General features: G+C 71.3%; 19 protein-coding genes and 1 riboswitch. Of the genes, 11 read left to right on the top strand and 8 right to left on the bottom strand.

The genetic code is table 11. From position 1 onward, the window contains the following. Positions 1–100: 100 nt before the first annotated feature. On the top strand, positions 101–856 hold the full coding sequence (locus F9C12_RS35095; protein WP_409463297.1) for an adenosylcobinamide-GDP ribazoletransferase: 756 nt from the start codon (positions 101–103) through the stop codon (positions 854–856). A gap of 22 nt (positions 857–878) precedes the next feature. On the opposite strand, the gene F9C12_RS35090 is transcribed toward F9C12_RS35095, so the two are convergent. Genes F9C12_RS35090 through F9C12_RS35070 form a run of 5 tightly spaced genes read right to left on the bottom strand, consistent with a single transcriptional unit; the run spans position 879 to position 6,315 of the window. Beyond that, positions 879–1,307 carry a hypothetical protein gene (locus F9C12_RS35090; RefSeq protein ID WP_409463296.1) on the bottom strand — a complete coding sequence of 143 codons (429 nt, stop codon included), beginning with the start codon at positions 1,305–1,307 and terminating at the stop codon, positions 879–881. 50 nt (positions 1,308–1,357) lie between these two features. After that, on the bottom strand, positions 1,358–2,380 hold the full coding sequence (gene cobC / locus F9C12_RS35085) for an Rv2231c family pyridoxal phosphate-dependent protein CobC (RefSeq protein WP_409463295.1): 1,023 nt from the start codon (positions 2,378–2,380) through the stop codon (positions 1,358–1,360). Further along, positions 2,373–3,725: a cobyrinate a,c-diamide synthase gene (locus tag F9C12_RS35080; protein ID WP_409463294.1), complete on the bottom strand. Its 1,353-nt coding sequence runs from the start codon at positions 3,723–3,725 to the stop codon at positions 2,373–2,375. Before F9C12_RS35080 ends, cobC begins: the two co-directional genes overlap by 8 nt. Beyond that, on the bottom strand, positions 3,719–4,333 hold the full coding sequence (cobO, locus tag F9C12_RS35075) for a cob(I)yrinic acid a,c-diamide adenosyltransferase (RefSeq protein ID WP_409463293.1): 615 nt from the start codon (positions 4,331–4,333) through the stop codon (positions 3,719–3,721). Before cobO ends, F9C12_RS35080 begins: the two co-directional genes overlap by 7 nt. Further along, positions 4,333–6,315 carry a putative cobaltochelatase gene (locus F9C12_RS35070; RefSeq protein ID WP_409463292.1) on the bottom strand — a complete coding sequence of 661 codons (1,983 nt, stop codon included), beginning with the start codon at positions 6,313–6,315 and terminating at the stop codon, positions 4,333–4,335. The genes cobO and F9C12_RS35070 overlap by 1 nt, the downstream gene beginning before the upstream one ends. A gap of 70 nt (positions 6,316–6,385) precedes the next feature. Between F9C12_RS35070 and cbiE the strand changes: the two genes are divergently transcribed. From cbiE to F9C12_RS35040, 6 genes are read left to right on the top strand one after another with little or no spacing between them, the layout of a single operon-like run. Then, positions 6,386–7,534, top strand: a complete 1,149-nt coding sequence (cbiE, locus tag F9C12_RS35065; protein ID WP_409463291.1) for a precorrin-6y C5,15-methyltransferase (decarboxylating) subunit CbiE — start codon at positions 6,386–6,388, stop codon at positions 7,532–7,534. Further along, on the top strand, positions 7,531–8,292 hold the full coding sequence (gene cobM / locus F9C12_RS35060) for a precorrin-4 C(11)-methyltransferase (protein ID WP_409186037.1): 762 nt from the start codon (positions 7,531–7,533) through the stop codon (positions 8,290–8,292). The genes cbiE and cobM overlap by 4 nt, the downstream gene beginning before the upstream one ends. Then, entirely contained in the window at positions 8,289–9,299 is a 1,011-nt protein-coding gene (locus F9C12_RS35055) for a Gfo/Idh/MocA family protein (RefSeq protein ID WP_409463290.1), read from the top strand. The genes cobM and F9C12_RS35055 overlap by 4 nt, the downstream gene beginning before the upstream one ends. Then, positions 9,296–10,024 carry a cobalt-precorrin-6A reductase gene (locus tag F9C12_RS35050; RefSeq protein WP_409463289.1) on the top strand — a complete coding sequence of 243 codons (729 nt, stop codon included), beginning with the start codon at positions 9,296–9,298 and terminating at the stop codon, positions 10,022–10,024. Before F9C12_RS35055 ends, F9C12_RS35050 begins: the two co-directional genes overlap by 4 nt. After that, the gene (gene bluB / locus F9C12_RS35045) at positions 10,021–10,680 is read left to right on the top strand and encodes a 5,6-dimethylbenzimidazole synthase (RefSeq protein WP_409463288.1); all 660 of its coding nucleotides are present in this window, start codon (positions 10,021–10,023) and stop codon (positions 10,678–10,680) included. The genes F9C12_RS35050 and bluB overlap by 4 nt, the downstream gene beginning before the upstream one ends. Before the next feature lie 18 nt (positions 10,681–10,698). Continuing rightward, positions 10,699–13,794, top strand: coding sequence for an arabinosyltransferase domain-containing protein (locus F9C12_RS35040; protein ID WP_409463287.1), 3,096 nt, complete (start codon positions 10,699–10,701; stop codon positions 13,792–13,794). A gap of 63 nt (positions 13,795–13,857) precedes the next feature. Here F9C12_RS35040 and F9C12_RS35035 read toward each other — a convergent pair whose 3' ends face one another. Genes F9C12_RS35035 through F9C12_RS35025 form a run of 3 tightly spaced genes read right to left on the bottom strand, consistent with a single transcriptional unit; the run spans position 13,858 to position 17,116 of the window. Continuing rightward, a complete protein-coding gene (locus tag F9C12_RS35035) occupies positions 13,858–15,381 on the bottom strand; it encodes a precorrin-2 C(20)-methyltransferase (RefSeq protein WP_409463286.1) in 1,524 nt (507 codons plus the stop codon). Next, the gene (locus F9C12_RS35030; RefSeq protein ID WP_409463285.1) at positions 15,378–16,001 is read right to left on the bottom strand and encodes a precorrin-8X methylmutase; all 624 of its coding nucleotides are present in this window, start codon (positions 15,999–16,001) and stop codon (positions 15,378–15,380) included. Before F9C12_RS35030 ends, F9C12_RS35035 begins: the two co-directional genes overlap by 4 nt. Continuing rightward, positions 15,998–17,116, bottom strand: coding sequence for a precorrin-3B synthase (locus F9C12_RS35025; protein WP_409463284.1), 1,119 nt, complete (start codon positions 17,114–17,116; stop codon positions 15,998–16,000). Before F9C12_RS35025 ends, F9C12_RS35030 begins: the two co-directional genes overlap by 4 nt. A 96-nt stretch (positions 17,117–17,212) precedes the next feature. On the opposite strand from F9C12_RS35025, the gene F9C12_RS35020 reads away from it, so the two are divergent. From F9C12_RS35020 to cobN, 4 genes are all read left to right on the top strand, one after another. Beyond that, positions 17,213–18,118 carry an ABC transporter ATP-binding protein gene (locus tag F9C12_RS35020; RefSeq protein WP_409463283.1) on the top strand — a complete coding sequence of 302 codons (906 nt, stop codon included), beginning with the start codon at positions 17,213–17,215 and terminating at the stop codon, positions 18,116–18,118. After that, the gene (locus F9C12_RS35015) at positions 18,115–18,969 is read left to right on the top strand and encodes an ABC transporter permease (RefSeq protein WP_409463282.1); all 855 of its coding nucleotides are present in this window, start codon (positions 18,115–18,117) and stop codon (positions 18,967–18,969) included. The genes F9C12_RS35020 and F9C12_RS35015 overlap by 4 nt, the downstream gene beginning before the upstream one ends. 6 nt (positions 18,970–18,975) lie before the next feature. Beyond that, entirely contained in the window at positions 18,976–19,221 is a 246-nt protein-coding gene (locus F9C12_RS35010; RefSeq protein WP_409186027.1) for a helix-turn-helix transcriptional regulator, read from the top strand. 105 nt (positions 19,222–19,326) lie between these two features. Continuing rightward, positions 19,327–19,402: riboswitch (cobalamin riboswitch) on the top strand. A 52-nt stretch (positions 19,403–19,454) separates the two neighbouring features. Further along, positions 19,455–23,060: a cobaltochelatase subunit CobN gene (gene cobN, locus F9C12_RS35005; RefSeq protein ID WP_409467127.1), complete on the top strand. Its 3,606-nt coding sequence runs from the start codon at positions 19,455–19,457 to the stop codon at positions 23,058–23,060. Positions 23,061–23,877 lie beyond the last annotated feature (817 nt).

Below are 23,877 nucleotides of genomic sequence, written 5' to 3'. Positions count from 1 at the left end.
GCACCGGGGGTCGCCCCAATGCGGCATTGGGTGCATGTCACGCACCCAACGTGACATTCGGCGCGTCCGACACCCCCGCCGTGGCATCGGGGAGCAAGCCGTGATCCCGCTGAGCGACGGCATCCGGCTAGCCGCGGGAACCCTCACCACCGTCCCGGTTCCGGCGCCGCGCGCGATTGATCGGCGGGTCGCGGGTGTGGCGATGACGCTCGGTCCGCTGGCCGCCCTCCCGCTCGCCGCGGTGGCGGGGCTCGTCGTGGCGGGCGGGGGCGCGCTCGGGCTTCCCGCGCTGGCCGTCGCGGCGCTGGCGCTCGGGGCGGTCGCCCTGGGCAGTCGCGGGTTGCACCTCGACGGGCTCGCCGACACCGCCGACGGGCTCGGTGCCTCCTACGACCGCGCGAAAGCCCTCGACGTCATGCGCCGCGGCGACTCCGGGCCCACCGGGGTCGCGACGCTGCTCTTCGTCCTGCTCGTCCAAACCGGCGCGCTGACCGGCGCGATCGCCCACGGGCACGGGATCGCCGCCGCGGTCCTGTCTGTCCTGTGTGGACGGTGTGTGCTCTCGCTGTGCTGCGCGCGAGGGGTCCCCTCGGCCCGGCCGGAGGGGCTGGGCGCGACGGTCGCCGGATCGGTCCCGGCCCTGGTCGCCGCAGCAGTGTTCGTGCTCGCGGCGGGGTGCGCCGCGTTGACGCCGGGATTGCCGTGGTGGCGAGGGGTTCTCGCAGTGGCACTCGGTTACGCGGCGGCGGCGGTGTTGCTGGCCCGATGCGTACAGCGAATCGGCGGAGTGACCGGCGACGTCCTCGGCGGTTGCGTCGAGGTCGCGGTGGCTGCGGCTTTGTTGGCGACGGCCTGAAGGACAGCGGAACCAGGGTGCCTCAGACGAAGAACTCCCCGATCCACGCACCCTCTGTGCGCACGGCTTCCGCACGCACCTGCCGCGCGAAGTCGTCGATCGCGGCATCGATCTCGGCGGCTGGACGCACGGCGCCGGATACCGCGTCGATCGCCTGCCAGCCGCCGGGAGTGCGGCAGATCCGCAGGGACCACCGGGACTCCAGCGAAAGAGACCGGAACTCGAAGTCCGGCCGGTCCGCCTCCGGGCAGGCCTTCCATTTCCGCAGCGCCACGGCGAGTTCCGCGACCGGGAACGACTGCCAGGCGCACAGCACGATACCGTCGTCCACGACTTCCAGATCGGCTTCCACGTTGACGAAGACGTCGCCCTGGCTCCGGCAACGCAGATCCGAGGTGTCGAAACGGGAGTACGCGAACTTCAACCCCGGGTTGCCCGTCAAATCCCCCATGACGCCATTCTAATCATCCCGCGCCGGGCTTTGGTTCCGAACTCGCGAATTCACCGCGCTCCGAAACCATTCAACACCGCAAGAAAAGCGTCCGTAGTCGCGCGGTCTCGGACTGCGATGCGCAGGTGGTCCGGTCCCAGCCCGGGGAAGGTGTCGCCGCGGCGGACGGCGTAGCCTGCTTCGCGCAGCCGCAGCCGGACGGCTGCTCCGCCTGGCACCCGGATCAGCACGAACGGGCCGCGCGGGGCGCCGAGGACGGGGATTCCCATGGCGGCCAAGCCGGATTCCAGGTAGTCGCGGTCGGCTTCCGCGGCGGCGGCCAGCTTTTCCGCTTCTTCCAGTGCGGCGGGGCGGCAGCAGGCGACCGTCGCCACAGCGGCCAAAGTGGACACTGACCAGGGTGGCTGAACGGCGCGCATGCGGGCGGTCAAGGAAGGCTCGCTGAGGACGTACCCGGCTCGCAAACCCGCCAAACCCCACGTCTTGGTGAGGCTTCGCAGCACCACCACGCCCGGGATTCGTTCTCCGGCAAGGCTTTCTACCTCTCCGGGGACGGCGTCGAGGAAAGCTTCGTCCACCACGAGCACCCGGCCGGGGCGCGCCAGCGACCGTAAAACATTGGCTGGGTGCAGGACCGAGGTGGGGTTGGTCGGGTTGCCGACGAAGACCAGATCGGCCGATTCCGGGACCAGCGCCGGATCCAGCCGGTAACCGTCCGCTTCAGACAGGATGACCCGGTCGACCGAGTGCCCGGCGGCGCGCAGGGCGGCTTCCGGTTCGGTGAATTGCGGATGGACCACCACCGCGTGCTTCGCCGGGAGCGAAGCCAGCAGCGTGAACGCTTCCGCGGCGCCGGCGGTCACCAGGACGTCTTCGAAATCCCGGCCGTGCCGGACGGCGACGGCTTCCGCGGCGCGAGTCGGGTCGGGGTAGGCGGCCAGGTCGTCGAGGGCGGCGGCGAGTTCCGCGCGCAGCCATGCTGGCGGAGCGGGGAGCCGGACGTTCACCGCCAGATCTACGAGTCCTTCGCCGACTTCGCGATCGCCGTGGTGGTGGAGGTCGTACTCAGCCATGGACCGCCGCCGGGGAATGGGCGCGCACTCGCGAGGCGAACCGGTCGGCCAGTTCGGGGTGCCCGGCCCAGTGCACGTGCAGGTAGGACGCGTGCAAGGAGTCCGAGGCGAATCCGTCCAGTCCGCGATCCCAGCCCCAGGCAGCGGTTTCCCCGTGCGCCGGGGTGATTTCGGTGCGGTGGAATTCGTGTCCGGTGACCCGTTGCCCGGCCGCGGCGAGCACGTTGTCCGCGACCGAGACCGCCCGGCGGTAACCGAGTTTCCCGCGCGAAGTCATGGTCGCGTCCGCGGCGACGGCGCCGACCATCGGCAGTCCGTCCAGGGAACGGCACAAATACAGCAAACCCGCGCATTCCGCGCTCACCGGCATGCCCGCGTCGATCGCCGCGCCGACGGCGGTCCGCAGTTCCACATTGGACGACAGTTCGGCGGCGTGCACTTCCGGGAATCCGCCGCCGAAGTACAACCCGGCACAATCCGGAGGCAAGGCTTTGTCCCGCAAGGGGTCGATGTCCACGACGTCGATTCCGCGAGCCGCCAGCAGTTCGATGTTCTCGGCGTAGCGGAAGGTGAACGCCGGACCGCCGGCGGCCGCGAGTGTCGCACGTGGACCGTCCCACTCCGGCCCGGCATTCCACAAAGGACCAGTCAGCGCGGGGGCACTCCGAGCGACCCGCACGACGGCCTCGAGATCGACTCCGGCCGCGACCCATTCCGCCAATTCCGGCAGCAGCCGCTGAGATTCCGCAGCTCGTTCAGCGGCCGGAACCAAGCCGAGATGACGGCTCGGCGCGTGCACGTTTTCGTTGCGCCGAAACGCACCCAGCAACGGAACACCAGTCGCTTCCAGCGCGGTGACGATCTCGTCCTCGTGCCGTTGCGAGCCCAGCTTGTTCAGGATCACCCCGGCGAGCCGGACGCGCGTGTCGTACTGCGCGAACCCCAGCACGGTCGCCGCGACGCTGCGGGAAGCCGCCGAAGCGTCGACCACCAGCACCACCGGCGCGTTGAGCAGCCGCGCGACATGGGCGGTCGACGCGTAGCCTTCGGTGCCCAATGCGCCGTCGAAAAGGCCCATCACGCCTTCGATCACGGCGAGGTCCGCGCCCGCGGAACCGTGGCGCAGCAACGGAACCAGCGCGTCCTCGCCCTGCAGGAACGGATCCAGGTTCCGCGCCGGACGGCCGGTGGCGAGCGAATGGTAGCTGGGGTCGATGAAGTCCGGGCCGACCTTGTGCCCGGACACGGTGTGCCCGGCGGTGCGCAACGCGGCCATCAGCCCGGCAGCGATGGTGGTTTTGCCGTGCCCGGAACCAGGCGCGGCAATGACGACCCGGGCTACCACTCGATCCCCCGCTGGCCCTTCTGCCCGGCGTCCATCGGGTGTTTCACCTTCGTCATTTCGGCGACCAGATCCGCGGCCTCGATCAATTCCGGCGGCGCGTACCGGCCGGTGATCACGACGTGCTGGTGCCCGGGCCGGGAGGCCAAAGCGGACACGACGTCATCCACTTCGAGCCAGCCCCATTTGAGCAGGTAGCTGAATTCGTCCAGGACATAGAAATCGTGCGTCTCGGCGGCGAGCCGGCGTTTGATTTCCGCCCAGCCTTCGCGGGCGTTCGCGGCATGGTCCTCTTCGGACCCTGGTTTGCGCGACCAGCTCCAGCCCTCGCCCATTTTGTGCCACTCGACCGGACCGCCCTGGCCCGTGTCGTCGTGCAGCTTCCCGAGCGCCTTGAACGCGGCTTCCTCGCCCACGCGCCATTTCGCCGACTTCACGAACTGGAACACGCCGATCGACCAGCCCTGATTCCACGCGCGCAACGCCATTCCGAACGCCGCGGTGGATTTCCCTTTCATCTCGCCGGTGTGCACGGCGAGCAGCGGCCGGTTGCGGCGCTGCCGCGTGGTGAGCCCGTCCTTCGGCACGACAGCCGGTTTTCCCTGCGGCATCAGGCGGCCCTCCCCGTCCGTTCGCGCACCGCCGAGGCCAGCGATTCAGCGGCCACAGTGGACAGTGGCACGTGCTCGGCTCCCAAGTGCCCGGCCAATTCCGCGGCGAGGCCGAGCCGCATCCGGCCGGTCTCGCAGTCCATCACGATCGTCGTCACGTCGGTCAGCAACCCCGCGGCGGCCTTGGCCCGGGCCACCGCGTCCGCACCGCTCGTGGCGCGGCCGTCGGTGACGAGGACCAGCAACGGACGGCGGCGCGGATCCCGGATCGCCTCGACCCGCAGCACTCGCGCGGCCTCCAGCAAGCCCTCGGCGAGCGGCGTGCGTCCGCCGGTCGGCAAGCCTTCCAACCGGGCCGCAGCGGCTTCGACGCTGATCGTCGGCGGGAGCGGCAGCTCGGCTTCCGCGCCGCGGAACGTGACCAGACCGACCTTGTCCCGCCGTTGGTAGGCGTCCAACAGCAGGGAAAGCACGGCGGTCTTCACTTCCCGCATCCGGGCCCGCGCGCCCATCGAGCCCGAAGCGTCCACACAGAACAGCACCAGATTGCCTTCGCGGCCTTCGCGCAGCGCGAAGCGCAGATCCGCCGACCGCACTTCGAGACCCGTCCCGGACCGGCCGCGCGCCCGCTGATGCGGTGCCGCAGCACGGATCGTCGCGACCAGGTGCGGCCGACCGTCCCGCACGCTGGGCGGCTGCACGCCGATCGTCCGGCCGGTGTCGGTGATCGCCCGCGACCGGCGTCCGCGTTCGCCCTCGCCGGTGCCCTTCACGCGGAACACCCGCGCGCGAAAGGTATCCCCGGCGCCGACCGTCTTCTGCGGCGAAGACCCATTGCCCGAGGGGGCCGGAGTTTCGCCGCGGTCAGCGGGCGGAGCGCCCTCAGCCGGGCCGCCGTCCGGAACCGGGCCGCCGTCGTCCGGACCGGGGCCGCCCTCGCCGGGCCCGTCGTCGTCCGGCCCCTCCGGCGGCGGCTGCGAATCCTCCAGCGCCTGTTCCAGCTGTTCCTCGGAGATCCCCGGCGCGTCGAACGGATTCCGCCGCCGCCGGTGCGGCAGCGCGAGCCGCGCGGCGACCCGGATGTCCTCGGTGGTGACCTCGTCGCGGCCGGCCCACGCCGCGTGCGCGACCGCCGTCCGCGCCGTCACGATGTCCGCGCGCATGCCGTCGACCTCGAACGACGCGCACACCTCGGCGATCTGCCGCAGCGCCTCGTCGGGCAGCTTCACCGAAGGCAAAAGCCGTTGCGCCGCTTCGATCTCCGCCGCCAAAGCCGCGTCCGACGCGGCGTAGCCCTCCGCGAAACCGTCCGGATCCGCCTCGTAGGCCAGCCGCCGCCGGACGACCTCGACGCGCTGCTCCGGATCCCGGCTCGACGCGACCTCGACGGTCAGCCCGAACCGGTCCAGCAGCTGCGGCCGCAGCTCGCCCTCCTCCGGGTTCATCGTGCCGATCAGCACGAACCTCGCCGCGTGCGAGACGGAAACGCCCTCGCGCTCGACCGTCGCCCGGCCCATCGCCGCCGCGTCGAGCAGCGTGTCCACCAGGTGGTCGTGCAGCAGGTTGACCTCGTCGACGTACAGCAGCCCGCGATGCGCGGCGGCCAGCAGCCCGGGCTGGTAGTCGGTGACGCCCTCCGACAGCGCCTTCTCCAGGTTCAGCGAGCCGACGACCCGGTCCTCGGCCGCGCCGACCGGCAGTTCGACCAGCCGCGCCGGCCGCCGGTGCGCGGGAGCGCCCGCCGCGTGCGGACCGTCCGGGCACGCCGGGTCCGGCGAGGCCGGGTCGCAGGAGAACCGGCAGCCGTCCACCACGTCGACGCCCGGCAGCAGCCCGGCGAGCGCGCGCACCATGGTCGACTTCGCGGTGCCCTTCTCGCCCCGCACCAGCACCCCGCCGACCGCGGGCGAGATCGAGGACAGGACGAGCGCCAGACGCAGGTCCGGCATCCCGACGACAGCGGTGAACGGATAGGGCTTCAAGAGCACTCCCTCGTGGGTCGGCGTCCGGCCGATCATCGCACAGCGAAGCTCTCGCTTAGGGTGGGAAATCGTGCGCGAAGAATCACGCCTGACGGTGGTCGGGATCGGGGCCGACGGATGGGCCGGGCTGACCCCCGCGGCCCGTGCCGCCGTGCGGCGGGCGGACGTCGTGCTCGGCTCGGAACGGCAGCTGAAGTCCCTGCCGGAAGACCTCCGCACCCGCCCGTGGCCCAGCCCGCTGCTGCCCGCGCTCGACGCGATCCTGGCCGGGCAGACCGGTCGCGTCTGCGTGCTGGCCAGCGGCGACCCGTACCTGTCCGGCATCGCCACCACCCTGCGCGACCGCGGCTACGCGCTCGACGTCCACCCCGCGGTCTCCTCGGCGACGCTGGCCCGCGCGCGGCTCGGCTGGTCGTTCGAGGAAACCGAGGTCGTGACGGTCGTCGGCCGCGCCGTCCACCGCGTCGCGCGAGCCCTGGCCCCGAACCGGAAACTGCTGGTGCTGGGCGGCTCCGCACCGGAACTGCGCGAGCTGCTCAAAGCCCGCGGATACGGCGATTCCGCCCTTACCGCCTGGGAAAACCTCGGCGCGGACGACGAGCGAAGCACCGACGGCTGGACCCACGACCCCGGCCCGCTCACCGTCTTCGCCGTGCACTGCCAAGGCCCCGGCCTCCCGCTCGTCGGACTCCCCGACGACGCCTACGACCACGACGGCCAGCTCACCAAACGCGACCTCCGCGCGTCCGCCCTCGCCCGGCTCGCCCCCGCTCCGGGCGAACTCCTGTGGGACGTCGGCGCGGGCGCGGGCAGCATCGGCATCGAATGGTCCCGCGCGCACCCGCTGAACCGCGCGATCGCGATCGAACGCGACCCGGCGCGCGCGGAACGCATCCAGCGCAACGCCAACACCCTTGGCGTGCCGGAATTACAGGTGGTCACCGGCCCGGCGCCCGAGGCACTGGCCGGACTCCCCCGCCCGGACGCGATCTTCGTCGGCGGCGGCCTGACCGGGCCCGGCGTCCTCGACCGGTGTGTCGAAACCGACGCCCGGATCGTCGCGCACGGTGTCACCCTCGAAGCCGAGCAGCTCCTCGCCGCCGCCTACGCCCGGCACGGCGGGGAACTGCAGCGAATCTCCGTGGAGCACGCGAAACCGCTCGGCGGGTTCACCGGATGGACGCCGTCCCGGGCAGTCACGCAGTGGAGCTGGAAATGACCGTTTACTTCATCGGCGCCGGTCCGGGCGCGGCCGACCTGATCACCGTGCGCGGCCGCGACCTGCTCGCGCGCTGCCCGGTGTGCCTGTACCCGGGCAGCATGACGCCGACCGACCTGCTCGCCTACTGCGCGCCGGACGCCGAGCGCGTCGACACCGCGAACCTCAGCCTCGACCAGATCACCGCGAAACTGCTCGAAGCGCATCGAGCCGGGCGTGACGTGGCAAGGCTGTGTTCGGGAGATCCGTCGCTGTACAGCGCGGTCGCCGAGCAGGTGCGGCGGCTCGAACCGGAAGGCGTGCCGTACGAGATGGTGCCCGGGGTTCCGGCGTTCGCCGCGTCCGCCGCCGTGCTCGGCCGCGAACTGACCGTGCCGGGCATCGGGCAAAGCCTGGTGATCACGCGCGCGCAGGCGAGGTCCACCGCGATGCCGGACGGCGAAACGCTGGAGAATTTCGCCCGCACCGGCACGACTCTCGCACTGCACTTGGCGATCAACCACATCGAGCGCGTCACCGAAGAACTCGCCGGGCACTACGGCGCGGACTGTCCCGCCGCCGTCGTCGCGCTGGCCAGCCAACCCGGCGAAACCGTCGTGCGCGGCACGCTCGCCGACATCGCCGGTCAAGCGCGGGCCGCCGGAATGACCCGCGCGGCCACGATTTTCGTCGGCCGGGTCCTCGCCGCGGGCGGATTCCCGGACAGTTTCCTGTATTCGAGCACCCGGGACCGGGCGAGCCAACCGGAGTCGTTGTGACCGATCTGCGCTGGGGCCTGCTGGCCACCGGGACCATCGCCGCCGAATTCGCCGCGGGCGTCGAGCAAAGCCGCCACGGCGTGCTCGCCGCGGCGGCCTCGCGCACGGCCGAGCGGGCGCGCGAGTTCGCGACCAGGTACGAAATCCCGAAGGCGTACGGCAGCTACGAAGAACTCCTCGCCGACCCGGACGTCGACGCGGTCTACGTCGCCACTCCGCACGCGCAGCACGAGGAATGGGCGATCCGGGCCGCCGAAGCCGGCAAGCACGTGCTGTGCGAGAAACCGCTCACGCTCACCGCGGCCGACGCGGAGAAAGTGATCGACGCCGCGCGGCGCAACGACGTTTTCCTCATGGAAGCCTTCATGTATCGGCTGCATCCGCAGACCCGACGGCTGGTCGAGCTGATCGAATCCGGCGCGATCGGCGAGGTCCGCGCGGTGGACGTGACGTTCAGCTTCGATTCCGACGAGAACGACGCGGCCCGCCTCGGCGATCCCGCGCTCGGCGGCGGCGGAATCCTCGACGTCGGCTGCTACTGCACCTCCCTGGCCCGGCTGGTTTCCCAGGCCGCGACCGGAATTCCGGCGGTGGAGCCGACCCGCGTCACGGGCATGGCGCGGCTCACCGAAAGCGGCGTGGACGAGTTCGCGATGGGCCTGCTGCGGCTGCCCGGCGACATCATCGCCCAGCTGTCCTGCGGCTACCTGCTCGCCCAGGACGACCACATCCGGATCTACGGCACCACCGGCCAGCTGTACGTGCCGAAACCGGCGTGGATCCACGAAATGCGCACGCCGGGCGTGTCGGCGATCGTGCTGACTCCGTCGGACGACGAACCGGAGGTCATCGAAATCGAAGCCACCCAAGGGGTTTACGCGCGGGAAGCCGATTACGTCGCCGCGCACGTCGCGGACCGGCAGGGCCCGGAGCTGACCTGGGCCGAAACGCTCGCCAACATGCGCACCCTCGACCGGTGGCGCGCGGCCGTCGGGTACGGGCGATGACCGTCCTGATCCTGGGCGGCACCGCGGAGGCCCGCGACCTGGCCGCCGAACTGCACGAACGCGGCGTCGCGGTGGTCTCGTCGCTGGCCGGGCGCGTCACGCGACCGCGCCTGCCGGTCGGCGAAGTGCGGATCGGCGGGTTCGGCGGCGTCGAAGGCCTCACGACCTGGCTGCGCGAACACGGCGTGCGGGCGGTGGTCGACGCCACGCATCCGTTCGCGGAACGCATCGGCGCCAACGCTTTCCACGCCGCCCAAGCCGCGGGCATCCCCCTCCTGCGGCTCGCCCGCCCCGGCTGGCAACCGGGCGACGCCGACCGCTGGCACTGGGCCGACGACCTCGAAGAAGCCGCCGCGCTCCTGCCCGGGCTCGGCACCCGCGTGTTCCTCACCAGCGGCCGCCAGGGCCTGGCCGCGTTCGCCGACCTCGACCCGCTGTGGTTCCTGATCCGCTGCGTCGACCCGCCCGGTCAGCCGCTGCCCCGCGCGCACGAGGTGGTGCTCGACCGCGGCCCGTACCGCCTCGACGGCGAACGCGCGCTGATGACCGAGCACGACATCGACGTGCTGGTCACCAAGGACAGCGGCGGCACGATGACCGCCGCGAAGCTGACCGCCGCGCGCGAACTCGGCCTGCCGGTCGTCGTCGTGCGCCGCCCGCCCCGGCCGTCCGCCGCGGAAGCCGCGGACGTCGCCGCCGCTGTCGAATGGGTGCTCGACCGATGAATCAACTGTTCTACGACGTCCTGCACCGCCGCCGCGACGTCCGCGCCGAGTTCACCGGCGAGCCGATCGACGACGCCGTCCTCACCCGGGTGCTCGAGGCCGCGCACGCCGCGCCGAGCGTCGGGATGAGCCAGCCGTGGGACTTCGTGCTGGTCCGCGACCCCGGCACGCGCGAGAAGTTCGCCCGCCACGTGCACGAGGAGCGCGAAGTGTTCGCCGCGTCCCTGGACGGCGAGCGCGCCGAGACCTTCGCCAAGATCAAGGTCGAGGGCATCCGCGAAGCGACCCTCGGCATCGTCGTCACCTACGACGAGCAGCGCGGCGCCCCGGCCGTGCTCGGGCGGCACGCCATCGCCGACGCCGGGCTGTACTCGGTGTGCCTGGCCATCCAGAACCTGTGGCTCGCCGCGACCGCGGAGGGCCTCGGCGTCGGGTGGGTGAGTTTTTACCGCGAACCCGTGCTCGCGGACCTGCTCGGCATCCCCGCCGGGATCCGGCCGGTGGCCTGGCTTTGTGTAGGACCGGTAACGAATCTGGCCGAGGTCCCCGACCTGGAGAGGCACGGCTGGCGCAGCCGCGCGCCGCTGGCCAGCGCGTTACACCACGAGCGCTTCACACCTCGGGACGAGGGGTCCGCGCAACACCGTCAACCCTGACCCAATAGATTTCCTCTAATGCGTCCGATTGCCGTAGTGCTGGGGTTGCTTTCGGCGCTGTGCGCCCTGGCCTATCCCTTCCTGCCGGTAGTGCAGGACACCGCGGAAGTCGTCTGGCCCGTCGCCTCCGACACGCGTTCCGTCAACGCGCCCTTGACCGGGTACTGGGCCCAGGACCTGAAGGCCGAGCTGCCGTGCGAGACGATCCGCTCGCTCGACGCGCGCACGAACGGTCCCGCGCTGCTGTTCTCCACCGTCCCGGACGGGCGGACCGGCAAGCGCGCGGCCAACGGCGTCGGCCTGCAGCTGCGCGTCGACAACGGCGTGCTCCTCGCGTCGAGCCAGGGCCAGCAGATCGCGCAGCAGCCGCTCCCGCAGGAGGGCTGCTCGGTCACGCTGGACTCGGACGCGACCCAGATGACGCTCTCGGTCGGCAAGACCCCGATCTTCCACACCACCGGCGACGTCCGGCCGCGCGTGCTCGGCATCTACTCCTCGATCACCTCCGCGCGCGACCCGATCGCCGGGCTGCACGTGTCGGTCGTCCCGGACACCCGCTACCAGACCTCGCCGACCACGCTGAAGCTCGTCGTCGGCATCCTCGCCGCGCTGTCGTTCCTCGGCTGCCTGATCGCGGTGTGGCGGATGGACTCCGGGTTCGCCCGCCGCGCGCCGCGCTGGGCCCCGGTCGGCTGGTGGCGGCTCACCGGCCGCGACGCGACGGTGTTCGGCGTGCTCGGCGCGTGGGTCTTCATCGGGCCGGTGACCTCGGACGACGGCTACATCCTCACCATGGCCCGGGTCACCGAGGCCACCGGCTACCTCACGAACTACCACCGCTGGTTCGGCGTCGCGGAGGCCCCGTTCGGCTGGTTCTACCACCTGTACGAGCTGATGACGCACGTCAGCACGGCGCCGCCGTGGATCCGGCTGCCCTCGTACCTGCTCGGCGTGATCAGCTGGCTGCTGATCAGCCGCGAGGTGATGCCGCGGCTGGGCACCCAGGTCCGGCGCAGCCGCGCGGCCGGCTGGGCGGCCGCGGCGGTGTTCCTGGTCTGGTGGATGCCCTACAACAACGGCGTCCGGCCGGAACCGGTCGCCGCGCTCGGGTCGCTGCTGGCCATCTGCGCGGTCGAACGCGCGCTGGTCACCCGCCGGCTGCTGCCGCTGTGCCTCGGCCTGACCGCGGCCGCGTTCACCCTCGCCGCGACGCCGACCGGGCTGATCGCCGTCGCCCCGTTCCTGGTCGCCGGGAAACCGCTGTTCAAGCTGGTCCGGCAGCGCTCGGCGAGCGGCTGGCTGCCGATGCTCGCGCCGATCCTCGCGTCCGGCTTCCTGGTGCTCGTGGTGATGTTCGCCGACCAGACGTTCGCGACCGTCCAGGAGGCCACCCGCATCCGCACCGCGGTCGGCCCGAACCTGTCGTGGTTCCAGGAACTCGCGCGCTACCAGCTGCTGTTCGAAAACCTGCCGGACGGCTCCGCGCCGCGCCGGTTCCCGGTCCTGCTCGTGCTGCTCTGCACGGTCACCTGCCTGGTCGTGCTGCTGCGCCGCGGCCGGATCCCCGGGGCCGCGCTCGGGCCGAGCCGGCGGCTGATCGGCACCACCGCGCTGTTCTTCCTGCTGCTCGCGCTGACCCCGACGAAATGGACGCACCACTTCGGCGCGTTCGCCGCGGTCGGCGCGTCGATGGCGGCGCTCACCGCGTTGGCGACCAGTTCGACCGTGCTGCGTTCCAACCGCAATCGCGCGGCGTTCCTCGCCGTGCTGCTGGTGGTCGGCGCGCTCGCCGCGACCGGGCCGAACACCTACTGGTTCGTCTCGCGGATCGGCGTGCCGTGGACGAACGTGGCGCCGTCGATCGGCGGCATCCCGCTGTCGACGATCCTGCTCGGGGCCGCGGCGATCGCCGGGATCTACGCCTTCGTGGAGAACGTCCGGGCGCACCGGCCGGGTCCGGCGCTGACCCAGCAGGAAGGCCGGAGCCGGTCGCTGCGGCTCGGCTCGCTGTCGCTGGTCGTGGTGTGCGGCCTGGTCGCGGCGGGCGAGATCTACACGATGGGCGCGGCGATCTACTTCCAGCGCGACAGCTACAGCCTGGGCGCGGCCAACATCGGGCACCTGTTCGGCAAGAGCTGCAACCTGTCCGACCACGTGATGGTCGAACGCGACGCGGCGAAGAGCATCCTGCACCCGCAGCCCGAGCAGCGGACGGTGCCGGAGAAGCCGGTCACGCAGAACCCGCCGAACCCGCTGCCGAACCCGGATCAGGACAACGGCCGGGTCCAGACCGGCTTCCACACCAGCCCGGTCGACGACAAGGACCCGCTGGCCGAACCTCCGCACGGGTTCAAGCAGGACCAGGTGCCGATGTGGAGCAGCTACCTCGACACCCAGACCCGCGCCGGACGGCTGCGCAGCGACTGGTACGCGCTCACCGACCGGACCGAGAACGGCCAGATCGTGGTCGCCACCGCGAGCCAGCCCCGCCGTCCGACGTCGGTGAGCCTGGAGTACGGCGTCACTACGCCCGAGGGCGTGCGCGTGCTGCGCGGCCAGTTCGCGCTCCCGCCCGGCGCGGGCACCGGCGGCTGGAACGACACCCGGATCAACCTGCGCGACCTGCCGCCGGAAACCACGTCGGTGCGGATCGTGATGGTGGACAACGACCTCACCGAGGACGGCTGGATCGCCGCGTCCGCGCCGCGCGTGCCGACGTTCACCACGCTCACCGACAAGCTCGCGGGCAAATCGGTGTACATCGACTGGCCCGCGTCGTTCGTGTACCCGTGCGCGAACCCGGTCACCTCGCACGACGGCATCTCCGCGATGCCGGACTACCGGATCACCCCCGGCCAGCTCGCCGACGAGGCGAAGTGGGCGTCCAGCACCAACGGCGGCCCGAACGGCTGGCTCGAGGAGATCGCGGAAGAGCCCGAGGTGCCGAGCTACCTGAACGGGCAGCCGTACCAGTCGTGGGGCCAGCTGCTGCAGATCGAGCCCTACACGACCGGAGTCGCGCCGACCGTGCGACACGGCGAGAAGACGGTGTGGGGCTGGTGGTCGCCCGGACCTGGACCTTCGCAGCCGAACGGCAAGGACCCGACGCGCTAGCGGCCTCGTGAGCGGCAATCGCGGTTCTAACCGGGATCGCCGCTCACGACGTCTCGCGCAACGTCAGGAATAACTCCGCGGCGTCCACACAACCGACCGCCCGTCCGGCCCTTCCTCCACCACCGTGCGCGACGAGCCCACGATCAGCAGGCACCGCATGTCCACTGTGGACGGATCAAGCCCGCCCAGCGTGGTGACGCGGATGTCCTCCTCCGGCCCGCCGACGTCCCGCGCCACCACCACCGGCGTCGCCGGATCCCGGTGCCGCAAAAGGACTTCCCGCGCGTTCGCCAGCTGCGTCACCCGCGTCCGCGAAGCCGGGTTGTACAGCGCCAGCACCAAATCCGCCGCGCCGGCCGCGTCCAAGCGGCGCTCGATGATCTCCCACGGCTTCAACCGGTCCGAAAGGGACAGCACGCAATAGTCGTGTCCCAGCGGCGCGCCGACCCGCGACGCGGCCGCCTGCGCCGCCGTCACCCCGGGCACGATCCGCACCCGCGCGCCGGCCCCGTTCCCGGCCGAAACCTGTTCCAGCACCGCCGAAGCCATCGCGAACACGCCCGGATCCCCGGACGACACCACGGCCACCCGCGCCCCCGAAGCGGCCAGCTGCAGCGCCTCGACCGCCCGGTCCGCCTCGACCCGGTTCCCCGACGCGTGCCGTTGCTGACCCGCCCGCTGCGGAACCCGCGCGACATACGGTCCATAGCCGACGATGTGGTCCGCCGCCGCCAGTTCCGCCGCCGCTTCCGGCGTCAGCCACTCCGGCCCGGCCGGACCGAGCCCGACGACGACCACCTCGCCGCCTTCCGCCGGAGCCGGAGCCGGAGCCGGAGCCGGCGAAGCGGCTGCGGGTTCCACCCGGGACCGGTAAGCCGGACTGGGCAGCAAAGCCAGGGAAAAGTACGGCACCGACTCCGGATCGACGTCCGCGAACGGCTCCACCCGCTGCTGTCCCCAGGTCGCGCGCTCGACGTACCAAGCATCGTCCAGCTTGCCCGACTCCGCGAGCGCTTCCCGCACCGAACCGAAGGTACGGCCCAGTTTCAGCACCGCCGCCGCTTCGGTGTCCGCCAGCCGCCGCGCCAATTCGGGCGCCGGCAACGTGCCCGGCAGCACGGTGAGCACTTCGTCGCGCTGCACCAACGGACGGCCGAGCACCGACGCCGCCGCGCTCACCGACGTCACCCCGGGCACGACCTCGGCCTCGAACCGTCCGGCGAGCCGCTCGTGCATGTACATGTAGGAGCCGTAGAAGAACGGATCGCCTTCGCACAACAGCACCACGTCACGCCCGGCGTCGAGGTGCTCGGCGAGCTTTTTCGCGCTCAGCTCGTAGAAATCGGCGATCGCGCCTTCGTAGCCGCCGGGATGGTCGGTGGTCTCGGTGGTGACCGGGTAGACCAGCCGCTCTTCCAGCTGTCCCTCGCGCAGGTACGGTTCAGCCACCGACCGCGCGATGCTCCGCCCGTGCCGAGCGCTGTGGTAGGCGATGACGTCCGCCTCGCCGATCAGCCGCGCCGCTTTGACCGTCATCAGTTCCGGATCGCCGGGACCCAGCCCGACGCCGTACAGCCGCCCCGTCATTCGGCCGCGCTCGCGATCGCGTTCACGGCGCCGACTGCCATCGCGCTGCCGCCGCGCCGCCCGTGCACGACCAGGTACGGCGCGGGCGCCCGCTTCGCCAGCTCCACTTTGGACTCCGCCGCGCCGACAAACCCCACCGGCACCCCGATGATCGCGGCCGGCGCGCCGACGCCCTCGTCCAGCAGCTCCAGCAACCGGAACAACGCGGTCGGCGCGTTGCCGATCGCCACCACCGAACCGGGCAGCCGGTCGCGCCACAGTTCCAGCGCGGCGGCCGACCGCGTGGTGCCGAGCCGTTCGGCCAGCCCGGGCACGCTCGGGTCGTCCAAAGTGCACACGACGTCGTTCGCCGCGGGCAAGCGTTTGCGCGTGATGCCGCTGGCGATCATCTTCGCGTCGCACAGGATCGGCGCGCCCGCCTCCAGCGCGGCACGGCCCGCTTCGACCACGTCGAGCGAGTAGCGCAGGTCGTCGACCAGGTCGACCATGCCGCAGGAGTGGATCATCCGGACCGCGACGCCCGCGACGTCGTCGGGCAGGATCGCCAGGTCCGCCTCTTCGCGGATCGTGGCGAACGAGTGCCGGTAGATCTCGGCCCCGTCCCGCAGGTAGTCGATCACGAAGGTCCCTTTCTCGCCAACGCATCCGCCAAGTCGGACGTCCAGCGTCCGTCGACACGGTAGCCGCCGGGTTCGGCGACGACGTCGCGGTGGGGGCCGGACGGTCGTCCGCACCGCCGTGCACAACCCGAGACGTGCACCCGCTGCCCGTCCGCGACCAGTGTCGCCGCGTCCGCGCGGACGTCGGCGAGAGACTTCGCACACCCCGGCGCGCCGATGCAGGCGCTAAGCTCCGCCGTCGCCGGATCGGTCGAGAGCCCCGCCGCGCGCAGGCGTTCGACGTCCGCGCCGCCGGGCAGCAGGACCGAACGCCACGGCGTGACCACGACGTCGCCGAAGTCGGCCAGCGTGCGCAACTGAGCGGCGGTCAACTGCCCGAATCGCGGCGCGACGCCCACCGCCTCGCCGCCGTCGTCGCGCTGGATCCTCCCGACCGTCGGGTCGATTCGGCTCGGCCGGGTTCGCGGTGCCTCTCGCGGACCGTCCGGCAGCAGCGTCGAAGGCTCGGCCAGCTCCCCGATCCGCCAAGCCGAACCACGCGTGCGCGCAAACGCTTCCGCCACTGCGAGCAGCGCGGACCCCGCTTCGTCCCGGGAGACCACCCAGCCGGAATCAGCGCCGGCCAGCAGCACCACCCCGGTCTCCGGACCGATCGCGCGCCAGCAGACATCCGTGCCCACGACGTCGCCGCGCCCGTCGTCGAAGCCGAACAGGAACCGCCCCGGCAGGTCGGCGAGTTCCGGCCGGGCGCACAACGCGCGGTCCAGCGCCGCGGAAAGCCCCCGGACGTCCGCGAGCCCGCCGCGCACCCCGCTCAACGGCGAGGCCAGCACGTTCCGCACGCGTTCGTGACTGGGCGACGGGAGCAGCCCGGCTTCCGCCAGCCGTCCCGCCAAGCCCGGCCGGCGCACGCCGCGCAGCTGGACGTTCGCCCGCGAGGTCAGGTGGACGTTGCCGTCCCCGAGGTCTTCCGCGCAAGAAGCCAAGGCCCGCAACCGATCCGCGGACACCGCGCCGCCGGGAAGCCGGACCCGGGCGAGCGGCCCGTCCGCCGCGTCATGCGTCGCGAAAACTCCGGGACACGCGTCGGCACGCACGCGGGCAGGGGTGGACATGGCGCTCACTGTAACCCGCGAGGCTTTTAACAGGGTTGCGATCAGATGTAGTACATCTGCTACATTCCATCGCAGAGGTAGGAGGGGGTTCATCCCATGAGAGATCAAGCGGACACCGTGCTCCGCGTCGAGGGCTTGCGCATGCGCTACGGCGCGAACGACGTGCTGCACGGCACGTCGTTCACCGCGCACCGCGGCGAGGTGCTGTGCCTGCTCGGCCCGAACGGGGCGGGCAAGACCACGACGATCGAAATCCTCGAGGGGTTCCGCATGCGGTCCGCGGGCGAGGTGTCCGTGCTGGGCACCGACCCGGCGCGCGGCGGCGAGGACTGGCGGGCACGGCTGGGGGTCGTCCTGCAATCCTGGCGCGACCACGGCAAATGGCGCGTGCGCGAGCTGCTCGACCTGCTCGGGTCGTTCTACGCGCCGTACTCCACCGGCCGGATCCGCCGCCCGTGGGACACCGACGAGCTGATCGAGGCGGTCGGGCTTTCCGAGCACGCGGGCAAGAAGATCCGGATGCTGTCCGGCGGGCAGCGGCGCAGGCTGGACGTGGCGATCGGCATCGTCGGCCGTCCCGAACTGCTGTTCCTCGACGAGCCGACCGCTGGGTTCGATCCGCAGGCGCGACGCGATTTCCACGAGCTCGTGCACCGGCTCGCCGACGACGACACCACGATCCTGCTCACCACGCACGACCTCGACGAGGCCGAGAAGCTCGCCGACCGGATCCTGATCCTGAGCGGCGGCCACATCGTCGCCGACGGGTCGCCGGACCAGCTGAGCAGGCAGATCGCCGGCGAGGCCGAGGTGCGCTGGAGCATCGACGGGCAACGGTTCGTGCACTCGACCACGGAGGCGACGAAGTACGTGTACGACTTGTTCAAGCAGCACGGCGAAGCGGTCGCCGACCTGGAGGTCCGGCGCGCGTCGCTGGAGGAGACCTACCTGACGCTCGTGCGGCGCGCGGAGTCCGGGCTGGCTGAGGCAGGTGCGCGATGACGGCGTCGGCGAAGCGGGCCGCGGCGCGGATCGGGCTCCGCCGCGGGCTCGTCGAATTCCGCCACCAGTGGACGAACCGGGACGACCTGCTCGGCCAGATCGTGTGGCTGGCGATGATCTTCGGCACGCTGTTCTTCATGCGCGGCGCACAGCTGCCGGGCACGTCGCTCTCGCTGGGCGCGGCGACGGTGCCGAGCGTGATCGGCGCGGGCGTCGTGTTCAACGGCCTGTCCGCCGTGGCCGGGGCGCTGATCGTCGACCGCGAGGACGGCACGCTGCTGCGCGCCAAGGCGACGCCGAACGGGATGCTCGGCTACCTCATCGGCAAGGTCACGACCTTCTCGCTGGTGCAGGTCGCGGGCATCGTCGTGATGCTGGTGCCCTCGCTGTTCCTGTTCCCCGGGCTGGCCCCGGACGGGTTCCTCTCGTTCCTGAACCTGGTGTGGGTGCTCGTCGCCGGCCTGGTCGCGACCATGCCGATCGGGGCCGCTATCGGCTCGCTGATCCAGGATTCGCGGATGATGGCCCTGGTCATGCTGCCGATGCTCGGACTCGGCGCGATCTCCGGGATCTTCTACCCGATCGCCACGCTGCCGGTCTGGCTGCAGGACGTCGCGCAGGCGTTCCCGATGTACTGGCTCGGCCTCGGCATGCGCTCGGCACTGCTGCCCGGCCAGGCGGTCGTCGTCGAAATCGGGCAGTCCTGGCGGCCCTGGGAGACCCTGGGAGTGCTGCTCGCGTGGGCCGTGATCGGATTGGTGCTGGCCCCGATCCTGCTGAAGCGGATGGCCCGGCGCGAATCGGGGTCGTCGGTGGCGGCGCGACGGGAAAGGGCACTTCAGCGTGTGTGAGGCGCGGTGAGCGAGAACGTCTACAACCGCATCGCGGTGCTGCGCGCCGAACGCGGCATCTCGCGGCGGCAGCTCGCGGACGCGCTCGGCGTGCACTACCAGACCATCGGGTACCTGGAGCGCGGCGAGTACAGCCCGAGCCTGTACCTGGCGTTGCGGATCGCGGAGTTCTTCGAGGTCGCGGTGGAGGTGCTCTTCTCCACCGCGCCCTTCCCGCGGATCGGGGACGACAGCAAGCCGCAGGTGTCGTGAGCGGCGATCCCGGTTCTAACCGGCATCGCCACTCACGAGTCCCTGCTCACCTTGACGGCGCCCGCGCGCCCGGCGAGAGTAGGAGCGCACACGCGTCGGCACGCGGAGGAACCCGGTGGAAATCCGGGGCGGTCCCGCCACTGTGACCGGCGGCCCCGCGGCCGCCGGCAGCCAGGAACTCCCGCCGGCGTGCCCGACGACCCGGGGCGCGGACACCCCGAGTGAGGAACGCCGTGATCCTGCTGCTGTCCACTTCGGACACCGACCTGCTCAGCGCCCGGGCCAGCGGCGCGGACTACCGCCTCGGCAACCCGTCCCGGCTTCCTCTCGGCGATCTGCCGGGGCTGCTGGACGGCGTGTCGATCGTCGTCGTCCGGATCCTCGGCACGCCGCGGACCTGGCAGGAAGGCCTGGACACGCTGCGCGCGTCGGGTGCGCACGTGGTCGTGCTGGGCGGCGAGCAGACGCCGGACGCGGAGCTGATGAAGCTCTCCACGACGCCCGCCGGGATCGCCGCGCAAGCGCATCTGTACCTCGCGCAGGGCGGTCCGGAAAACCTCACGCAGCTGCACCGCTTCCTGTCCGACACCCTGCTGCTCACCGGCGAAGGCTTCGAACCGCCCGCCGAACTGCCGTCGTGGGGCGTGCTTTCGCGGCCGGCTTCTTCGAACGACGGCCCGGTCATCGGGATCCTCTACTACCGCGCGCACCACCTGTCCGGGAACACCGGTTTCGTGCACGCTTTGGCCGACGCGGTCGAGTCCGCGGGCGGCCGGGCGTTGCCGATCCACACCGCGTCCCTGCGCACGCGCGCGCCGGAGATGATGGCTGAGCTGGGCAAGGTCGACGCTTTGCTGGTCACCGTGCTGGCGGCGGGTGGCACCCGTCCGTCGGAAGCCGGAGCCGGCGGGGACGACGAATCGTGGGACGTCGCGGAAATGGCCGCGCTGGACGTGCCGGTGCTGCAGGCGTTGTGCCTGACCAGCGACCGCGAAACCTGGTCCGCCAGCGACGACGGCCTGTCCCCGCTCGACGCGGGCAACCAGATGGCGGTCCCGGAATTCGACGGCCGGATCATCACGGTCCCGTTCTCCTTCAAGGAATTCGACGACGACGGTCTCCCCCGCTACGTCGCCGACCACGAACGCGCCTCCCGCGTCGCCCGCATCGCCCTCGCGCACGCGCGACTCCGCCACACCCCACCGGCTTCGCGGCGGATCGCGTTGATGCTGTCCGCGTACCCGACGAAGCACTCGCGCGTCGGCAACGCGGTCGGCCTCGACACCCCCGCGTCAGCGATCAAACTCCTGCGCCTCATGCGCGAACGCGGCTACGACCTCGGTCTCGACGCCTTCCCCGGCGTCGACCCGACCGGCACCGACCAGCCGGACGGCGACGCGCTGATCCACGCCCTGATCGCCGCGGGCGGCCAGGATCCCGAATGGCTGACCGAAGAACAGCTCTCCGGCAACCCGATCCGCGTCCCCGCCGCCCGCTACCGCGAGTGGTTCGCCGCGCTGCCGGCCGAGTTGCGGGAAGCGATGGAAGAACACTGGGGCCCCGCACCGGGTTCGCTGTACGTCGACACGTCGGCGAACCCCGAGGGCGACATCGTCCTGGCGTCGCTGCAGTCCGGCAACGTCGTGCTGATGATCCAGCCGCCGCGCGGATTCGGCGAAAACCCGGTCGCGATCTACCACAACCCGGACCTGCCGCCGAGCCACCACTACCTCGCCGCGTACCGCTGGCTGGAAGAGGAATTCGGCGCGCACGCGGTCGTCCACCTCGGCAAACACGGTTCGCTGGAATGGCTGCCCGGCAAGACCGCCGGTCTCTCCGCCGCCTGCGCCCCCGACGCCGTGCTGGGCAATCTGCCGCTGGTGTACCCGTTCCTGATCAACGACCCCGGCGAAGGCGCGCAAGCGAAACGCCGCGCGCACGCGACCATCGTGGACCACCTGGTCCCGCCCATGGCGCGCGCCGAGTCCTACGGCGACCTGGCGCGGCTCGAGCAGCTGCTGGACGAGCACGCCAACATCGCCGCGATGGACCCGGCGAAACTCCCGGCGATCCGCGCCCAGATCTGGACCCTCATCCAGGCCGCGAAACTCGACCACGACCTGGGCGTCGAAGAACGCCCGCACGACGCCGAGTTCGACGACTTCCTGCTGCACATCGACGGCTGGCTGTGCGAGGTCAAGGACGCCCAGATCCGCGACGGCCTGCACATCCTCGGCGAAGCCCCGACCGGCGAGGCCCGCGTCAACCTGGTACTGGCGATGCTCCGAGCCCAGCAAATGTGGGGCGGCAAGCAAGGCGCTGTGCCGGGTCTGCGCTCCGCCCTCGGCCTGAAGGAAAACTCGGACGCCCCGCTGTCCGAAGTAGACGCCATCGAGGCGACCGCGCACCAGCTGGTTTCCCTGATGGAGACGCACGAGTGGGCCCCGTCTTCAGTTTCTCCAGTGGTCACCGAGGTCCTGGGCGCTTTCGACGCCGAAGTCGCCCGCGTCCTGACCTTCGCCGCCACCGAAATCGTCCCCCGCCTGGCCGGCACGTCGTCCGAAGCAGACGCGGTCCTGCACGCCCTGGACGGCGGCTACATTCCGGCGGGCCCCAGCGGTTCTCCCTTGCGCGGCCTGGTCAACGTCCTGCCGACCGGCCGCAACTTCTACACCGTGGACCCGAAAGCCATCCCCAGCCGCCTGGCGTGGGAAACCGGCCAGGCCCTCGCGGACTCCCTGCTCCGCCGCTACCGCGAAGACACCGGCGACTGGCCGCGGTCGGTCGGCCTCTCGGTGTGGGGCACGTCGGCCATGCGCACCTCCGGCGACGACGCCGCGGAAGTACTGGCGCTGCTGGGAATCCAGCCGGTCTGGGACGAGGCTTCCCGCCGCGTGACCGGCCTCGAACCGATCCCGCTGCCCGAACTGGGCCGCCCGAGGATCGACGTGACAGTCCGCATCAGCGGCTTCTTCCGCGATGCCTTCCCGCACGTCATCACCCTGCTGGACGACGCCGTCCGCCTGGCCGCGTCCCTGGACGAACCGGAATCGGCCAACTACGTCCGCGCCCACGTCAACGCGGACCTGGCTCTGCATGGTGACAACCGCCGAGCCACCACCCGCATCTTCGGCTCGAAACCCGGTGCCTACGGAGCGGGCCTGCTCCCGCTGATGGACTCCGGAAACTGGCGCGACGACAAGGACCTGGCCGAAGTCTACGCAGTCTGGGGCGGCTACGCCTACGGCCGAGACCTGGACGGCCGCCCCGCGCGCGAGGACATGGAATCGTCGTACAAGCGCATCGTCGTCGCCGCGAAGAACACCGACACCCGCGAACACGACATCGCCGACTCCGACGACTATTTCCAGTACCACGGCGGAATGATCGCCACAGTCCGCGCCCTGACCGGCTCCGCCCCCGCGTCCTACGTCGGCGACTCCACCACCCCCGACGCAGTCCGAACCCGCACCCTTGGCGAAGAAACGGCCCGCGTCTTCCGAGCCCGGGTAGTCAACCCGAGGTGGCTGTCGGCCATGCGCCGCCACGGCTACAAGGGCGCCTTCGAACTCGCGGCAACCGTGGACTACCTCTTCGGCTTCGACGCCACCGCGGGCGTGGTGGGCGACTGGATGTACGAGAAGCTGTCGCAGTCGTATGTGCTGGACGAGGAAAACCAGCAGTTCCTGCGAGACGCGAACCCGTGGGCCCTGCGGGGGATTATCGAACGCCTGACGGAAGCCGCCGACCGGGGGTTGTGGGAGGAACCGGATCCGGAGTTGATGGCCCAGATGCGCGAGGTGTACCTGACTTTGGAAGGCGATCTGGAGAACGACTGACCTGGTTTCGGGTTGCCTCGGATGGCCTGGACCGACTGAGGCAACCTCGAGCCGCCACCCGGGCTGACAACGCGACTGAGCCGGTTAGCGACTTCGCTCGGCAGCGCCCTGCCCCGCTGCTGGCGATCGACGAACGTGACTTCCCTGTCTTCGGATCACTGCCCTGTTGACGAGTTCCCTTGTCAGCGCTGCTCCGGCGACCCCCGCAGGACTTCTGCCGTCCCAACCCCCTCCGCCTGGACGCCTGCTCCCGCCCCCGACCAGCCCTCGACGCGGACCGCCGCAGCCACCGCGCAATACGTCCCCGCTAACCCCGCTCAACGTCTTGCCGCGGTTCCCGCTCCGCCATCGCCGCCTGCGCCCCTCTCGGCCGCCCTCACTAGGCCAACCGCGCGCCGCACCTTCCCCGGCGAACATCCGCTTGGAGCGGCACCCAACCCCCTCCACCAAGCCCGCCACGCAATCGCCGCTGGGGCCCATCGCCGGACCGACTACATCGCCCCATATTCCGCGAGCGCCCGCCCTACCTCTTCGCCGCTGGCACCCCTCACTGGACCAACGGCATCACCACCCCGGCGAATGCCCGCCGGAGCACCCTGCCCCTGCGAACGCCCGCCCGAACACCCGCCCCCGCGAATACCCACCCGAACACCCCGCCCCTGCGAACGCCCGCCCGAACACTCGCCCTCGCGAACGCCCGCCCGAACACTCGCCCTCGCGAACGCCCGCCCGAACACCCCGCCCCTGCGAACGCCCGCCCGAACACCCGTCCCTGCGAACGCCCGCCCGAACACTCGCCCTCGCGAACGCCCGCCTG

The organism is Amycolatopsis sp. GA6-003 (genome assembly GCF_046267895.1).
Lineage (GTDB): Bacteria > Actinomycetota > Actinomycetes > Mycobacteriales > Pseudonocardiaceae > Amycolatopsis.
Note: the sequence above shows the minus strand (reverse complement) of the source record. Positions and strands in the feature narration are given on the sequence as shown.